The sequence below is a fragment of the Candidatus Culexarchaeum yellowstonense genome, assembly GCF_024707025.1.
In the GTDB taxonomy this organism is placed as follows: domain Archaea; phylum Thermoproteota; class Methanomethylicia; order Culexarchaeales; family Culexarchaeaceae; genus Culexarchaeum.
The window spans coordinates 1-6,593 of sequence record NZ_JANGFQ010000085.1 but is presented as its reverse complement, the minus strand read 5'-3'; the positions used below and the strand labels follow the sequence as shown (position 1 = coordinate 6,593).

Genomic DNA, 6,593 nt, shown 5'->3' with positions numbered 1-6,593 from the left:
TCTTAGTTTAGTTGAACATTGCTGGAGGTTTTGATGGTTATGGGGCAACATTGAGGTTGAATCAGAGGATTCTTTGGAAAAGTTTTCTGCAATGTACCTTTGCTTTATCCTTTAGTAGTGGAGGTCTTCTTTCAGGTAGGGTGGTTTCAGGACTAAGTCCAATAATGGCTTTGCACCATTGGGTTGTAGCTTTATATCCAGTTGTTTTGACTGTTAGGGGTGATGTAAGTGGTGTTTTCACTGGTAATTTGACAACAATGCTTAATGTTGGTAGAGTTAAAGCTTCTTGGAGGGGTAATACTGTCGATTTCTACTCTCTGATTAGGGCTTCCATCTTGTTAGCATATATCGATGCATCTTTGGTTGGTTTATTGGCGTTTCTGGTCAACCTCGTTTTTGGGCAGGTTTCAGTGGAGAGTTTATCGCAATTCATGTCTTCAAGCCTCTTCACTTGTGTCTTGGCAACATTCATATCCCTCCCACTCAATTGTTATACTGCGTTTCTAAGTTTTAGGAGGGGGTTGGATCCAGATGTTATAGCATATCCGGTTGTGGGTATTTTAAATGATTTTCTAGTCTCCCTATGCTATAGTGCTTCTGTGACTATGATACTCGGTGGTCAACTCATCCTTGTGCTTATCGCTGCTCTTCTCTTCATAGTGATACCATTGTTTGCTCTAATAACATGGTATTATAGGGTTGATAGGTTTGTGAAAACTTATAGGGTTGTGGTTAGGGAGGCTGTTCCAGTGGGTTTTGTATGTAGTTTTGATGGTGTGATCAACGGCCTTCTACTTGCAAATTTCATTGAGAACATTGTTCATCACCCTGAAATTCTCATGATATACCCTGTCTTGTTGAATGCTATTGGGGGTGTTGGTTCATCCTTTGGTAGTGTTACTACAACTAAACTTGCCCTTGGATACTTGGATTCCAAGATATCCTCCATACATGTAATGTTTAACGAATTCTTTGGCATGCTCCTCTCAGCTTCATCTATGGGTGTAATTTATAGCCTGCTCGGATATGTTTTGGCAACTTTAACTGGGCTTGTCCCAATACTTTTGAGCATGATCTTACTATCCATATTGGTTATGTTTATAGGTTCCATAGTCATAATGATTGTTTCATATGTTGTTGGTGTGTATGCTTATGGTAGGGGTTGGGATCCTGATAACTTCGTAATCCCACTTGAAACTTCCATTGCAGACCTCTTTGGAGCTATGCTGGTAATATTTTTGAGCTTGATAGTTTACCCATAAAATTTAATTTCCAGACAAACTATAGTAATATTGATATTAATTGAGGTTGAGTTTCCCAAATGTGTGCACATAAATCCCATAATATTTGGGGTCGTAGACCCCGCCCAGTGAAGGATGTTTTGATTGATATGAAGAATTCATGTGGGTTGATGTTGGATTTAGCTTATGCATCACTATTCTTGAATGACGAGGATCTGGCGGAGGAGGTTTTGGAGATTGAGAGGGATATAGATTCACTTTTATATGAGATTTGGGCTAGTGCATCCCTTGCTGTTAGGGATGTGGAGGATGCTGAGGCTTTGGCTGGTATAATGAAGCTTGCAATATCCATTGACAGTATCTCCAATGCAGTTGCAGATATTGTGAATGTTGTTAGGCTTAAGCTTGGGTTGCCCAGCCAACTTAAGGAAGCCTTATCAAAAATTGAACCACAATATAGACGTATCACTGTAGTTAAGGGGTCGCCTATTGTTGGTAGGAGTCTCGGTGAGCTTGGACTTGATGTTAATATGGGTGTATTTGTGCTAGCTATTAGGCGTGGAGCAAAGGTGATGATAGGCCCTAAGGACGATGAAAGAATATTCGATGGGGATATACTGATAGTTAGAGGTCCCATTGATGGTTTAAATGATTTAAATAGGATTGCTTCCGGTGAAGTTAAGGATTTGAGGGAGGTTTTTGGGGATGAGTTTTAAGAGTATTGAGGAAAAGCTTGTTAAAATGATTGATATGTCTAGATCCATGATTGACCTAGCATATTACGCATTACTCTACAATGATTCGAGTATTGCGCATGAAGTTCTAGTTATGGAGGAAGAAATTGACAATATGCATACAGAGTTGGAAACTGATTGCTTAAAGCTTAGGGATGCTGGAGTTGATGAGAAGAATATTCTTGGGGTAATAAGGTTGAGTTTATGTGTGGAATCAATTTCAGATGCAGCTGCATCCATAGCCGATGTTGTTATGAGGGGGTTTAAATCCCACCCCATATTGGGCATGGCTTTTATGGAAACTGAGGAGAGTGTCTCCCTAATTAGAGTTGAGAAGGATAGTGAACTTGATGGTAAATCCCTATCTGAACTTGAACTTGATGAGATGGGAATTAATGTCCTTGCAGTTAGGTTTCCTGGGGAGAGGTGGATTAAGGATCCACCTGGAGATTTCACATTAACTGGTGGAGTTGTAATGCTTGTTAGTGGGTTTAAGGATAGTATAGAAGAGCTCCGTAAAATGGCTTCCCAAACCATTAAAAGTTAGATGGTAATATAGCCGTAATAGGTTTGTTCATTAACTTTTTATACACTTTAAATTACAACAATATTATGATAGTTATGGGTAGGTATAGAATTAGTTGGAAGATGCATGAGAAGAGGATGAATTATGTGCGTAGTGAAATTGAAAAGCATGGATGTGTTGCAATGATTTTATTCTCCCCATTGAACGTCTTCTACCTAACTGGGTATACGATAATATCGACTGAGAGGCCTACTGCACTTATCCTTCCAGTGCATGATGAACCAATTCTATTCGTTCCAAGACTTGAAGAAGATCATTCAAAGTTTAGAGTTCCACAAATTAAGAAGAGGATTGTTTACTTTGAGTATCCGGGTGTTGAGCATCCAATGAAGGTTTTAGCTAGAGGGTTGGAGGAGCTTAAATTGGCGGATAAGAAGATTGCTGTTGATGCTCCAGGGTATCCTGGGATTATGGGTTATGTTGGTCCATCTTTGGCTGAGGTTTTACCATCTGCGAAAATTGAGAATCTTGGGAAAATTATAAATGATATGAGGCTTGTGAAGGATGATGAGGAAATTGCACTTATAAGGGAGAGTGCTAAGTGGGGTAATTTGGCTCATAGGCTTTTGCAAGAATACGTTTATCCTGGGGCTCATGAAATTGAGGTTGCAGCTAGAGCCAGTTTTGAAGCATCTTTAGCCATGATTAAAGCTCTTGGACCTGAATTTGAACCTGGAACGATGCTTCCAGCTTCAGCTGGATTTAGAGGTCAAATTGGGCCTTACTCAGCATACCCACATATGTTAACTTCAAATATAGTTATAAGGGAGGGTGATGTGCTAGTTACGGGTGCAGGTGCAAAAATTGGTGGTTATAGTTCAGAGCTTGAGAGAACCATGATAGTTGGCAAGCCAAATGAGAAGCAAATCAAATACTTCAATATAATGGTTAAAGCTCAGCAAGCAGCCCTTGAAGCCTTTAAACCAGGTGTAAAGTGTTGTGATGTGAATAAAGTTGCCTTTAAGGTTTTCAAGGAGGAAGGTGTACCTCAAGAGTATATATTGCATAGGGTTGGTCATGGAATTGGTTTACAAGGTCATGAACCTCCATGGATTGAAGATGGTGATACAACGATTCTAAAACCTGGAATGGTGTTCTCCTGTGAGCCGGGAATATACATACCTGGATTTGCAGGCTTCAGACATTCAGATACAGTGATAATAACGGAGGATGGAGTTGAAGTTGTAACATTCTATCCAAGGGATTTGGATAGCTTAACAATACTACACTAACCCCTCATTTTTTGGGGTGGATATTATTGAAGATTGGTTTCCTCCAATTCAATCCCATATTTGGTGATGTTGAGTATAATGTTGGTAAAGTTGTTTCAATGCTTAAAAATGTTGAATTTGATCTCATGGTTTTACCGGAACTTTTCAATACTGGATATCTATTTCTTGATAGGAATGAAGTTGAACGTTTAGCTGAAGAGATTCCATATGGGTACACATGCAAGAAACTTATGGATTTAGCTCATGAAAAGAATGCCTTTATAGTGGCTGGCATAGCTGAGAAGTGTTGTGGGAAGCTTTTTAATTCTGCTGTTATTGTTGGCCCGAAGGGTGTTCTTGGAGTTTATCGTAAAGCTCATTTGTTCAGTAGGGAGAAGCTCTTATTCGATAAAAGTGATTCAAATTTTGAGGTTTATGATATTGGTTCCGCTAAGATTGGTGTTTTAATATGTTTTGATTGGTGCTTCCCCGAAGCTTCGAGAACTCTGGCTTTGAAAGGTGCAGATATAATTTGTCATCCATCAAATCTCATCCTTCCATATGCACAGATTGCCATGAGGGTTAGGGCTATTGAAAATAGAGTTTACACAATTACCGCGAATAGAATTGGAGTTGAGGAGAGGGGTGGTGAAAAGCTGAGATTTACTGGTTTGAGTCAAATTGTTAATCCAAAAATGGAAGTTTTATGTTCTGCTGGTGTGGATGATGAGGTTGTGGGGATTGTTGATGTTGATCCATTTATGGCTAGGGATAAGTGGATAACACCATACAATCACGTTTTCAATGATAGGAGGGTAGAATTGTATAAGCTGTGAAATCCCTGCAGATGCTATTGTCAACTATAAATACATCCACCATCCACTATAATGTTTGGTGAGCAGTATTCCAGAAACTGATGTTTTAATTGTTGGTGGTGGTGCAGCTGGGCTTAGAGCTTCCATAGAGGCTAGGAGGATGGGTTTAAATGTTATGTTAATTTCTAAGGCTCCAATAGGTGCTTCCTCATGCACCCTATACGTTGGTGGAGGATTTAGAGCTGCCTTCGGATCCTATACCAAGGAAAACCATTTCAAAGACACCCTCCATGGAGGTAAAATGATAAACGATCGTAATTTAGTTAAAGTCTTGGTGGAGGAAGCTCCAAGTAGGCTACTTGAATTAAGAGATTTTGGAGTTAACTTAAACATTAGAAATGGGGGTGCAAGTGTTACTGATGGACCTATAACTGCTGGGCTTGGATTGATAAAGCCCTTAAGCGATTATGCCAAGAAGATTGGCGTCACTTTCCTTGAAAATTTCATGGCCTTAGATCTAATGGTGGATGATTATGGAGTTCATGGTTTAATAGCTTTTCAAATCCCCTCCGGCAAGATAATACCCATCTACTCAAAATCCATTGTGCTTTCAACTGGTGGGTATAGTCAGATATTCTTGAGAAGCGATAATCCGGTTAGAGTTTCTGGTGATGGTTGCGCCATGGCTTTGAAAGCTGGAGCTAAACTTGTGGATATGGAGTTCACGCAATTCTTCCCATTGGGTTTAGCTGAGGAGGGGAAGCCGCCATGGCTTTTCCCAGCATATGATGCCAAAATAATTAATAGAGCTGGCGAAGATGTTGTCCTCAAATATAATTTTAACAAGCCTCTTGGGAGGATAATTGTTGAAGATAGAGACCTATTTTCGAGGGCTTTGTTTAAGGAGATAGATGATGGTCTTGGATTCGATGATTCTCTAATCATGGATATTGGGGATAAAGATCCATCAACTGTTATGCCAGATTCTTCAATACATCTAATAAGAGTTCTGGGTTTGAGTGGTAGTAGATTTAGAGTAGCTCCCACAGCCCATTTCACTATGGGTGGCATACTTATTGATGAGAATTGCAGTACCGGTATACCTGGGCTTTATGCTTGTGGTGAGGTTTGTGGTGGTGTTCATGGTGCCAATAGACTTGGCGGTAATGCACTCACGGAAACCATAGTTTTCGGCGCAAGGGCTGGAGCTTCAGCTTCAAAATATGCATTAACATCTAAAATTTCTAAGGTGGATTGCAATGAAACTATTCAAAATCTTCAGAGGATGCTCAATAAATCTTCACTTGGATCTTACGACATCGATAATTTAAGATTTGAATTGAAACATAGCATGTGGAAGTATTGTGGAGTTATTCGTAATGGTAGCCGTTTAAGGGATCTACTCAAAATTATTGATGAATTAAATGTTAAAGTTGAGGATGCTATCGTGAAATCCAAGTTTGATGCTTTAAAGCTCTTCGAACTTAAGAATATGCTCCTAGTATCCTCGGTGGTTGCAACTTCAAGTCTCATTCGTGAAGAGAGTAGGGGGGCGCATTATAGATCTGATTTTCCAAATGAATCTGATGCTTGGTTGAAGAGGATATGCTTTAGTATGAAGGATGGAAAGTTGCATTATGAAATGATTATGTTAAATTAATTTTTCAATATTTCAGAAAATTAATATTAATTTTTTCACTGTTTTTCGTATAACCGAAATCTATATTAATTCTATATGCAATGATTAGGTTTGGTTATGTCTGATGGTTTAAAGCATAGGAGGATTGAGGATTATCTAGTTGCCATATACAATTTGGTTAAATCCAGTAGTGATGGTTTGGTTGATAATTCCAGTATAGCCAATTACCTTAAAGTTTCCAATTCCACGGTTTCTGAAGCTGTTAGGAGGCTTAGTGATATGGGTTTATGTAATTATGTTCCATATAGGGGTGTAATGTTAACTAAAGCTGGTGAAAACATTGCCTTTAAATATATCCTTAAGAGGG

7 protein-coding genes are annotated in these 6,593 nt (G+C 39.2%); all 7 read left to right on the top strand.

Translation table 11 applies throughout. The annotated features are described in order from the left end of the window. Positions 1–11 precede the first annotated feature (11 nt). Complete coding sequence (locus tag MRT15_RS08425; protein WP_304329640.1) at positions 12–1,262, top strand: magnesium transporter; 1,251 nt, start codon at positions 12–14, stop codon at positions 1,260–1,262. A 59-nt stretch (positions 1,263–1,321) separates the two neighbouring features. Beyond that, positions 1,322–1,957, top strand: a complete 636-nt coding sequence (locus MRT15_RS08420; protein WP_304329639.1) for a potassium channel family protein — start codon at positions 1,322–1,324, stop codon at positions 1,955–1,957. Beyond that, complete coding sequence (locus MRT15_RS08415; protein WP_304329638.1) at positions 1,947–2,522, top strand: potassium channel family protein; 576 nt, start codon at positions 1,947–1,949, stop codon at positions 2,520–2,522. The genes MRT15_RS08420 and MRT15_RS08415 overlap by 11 nt, the downstream gene beginning before the upstream one ends. 74 nt (positions 2,523–2,596) lie before the next feature. Further along, entirely contained in the window at positions 2,597–3,793 is a 1,197-nt protein-coding gene (locus MRT15_RS08410; RefSeq protein WP_304329637.1) for a Xaa-Pro peptidase family protein, read from the top strand. A gap of 26 nt (positions 3,794–3,819) precedes the next feature. Beyond that, on the top strand, positions 3,820–4,608 hold the full coding sequence (locus MRT15_RS08405) for a nitrilase-related carbon-nitrogen hydrolase (protein WP_304329636.1): 789 nt from the start codon (positions 3,820–3,822) through the stop codon (positions 4,606–4,608). 58 nt (positions 4,609–4,666) lie between these two features. Next, entirely contained in the window at positions 4,667–6,247 is a 1,581-nt protein-coding gene (locus MRT15_RS08400) for an FAD-binding protein (RefSeq protein ID WP_304329635.1), read from the top strand. Between the two features lie 96 nt (positions 6,248–6,343). Further along, a partial coding sequence (locus MRT15_RS08395) for a metal-dependent transcriptional regulator (RefSeq protein WP_304329634.1) occupies positions 6,344–6,593 on the top strand: 250 nt, incomplete at its 3' end.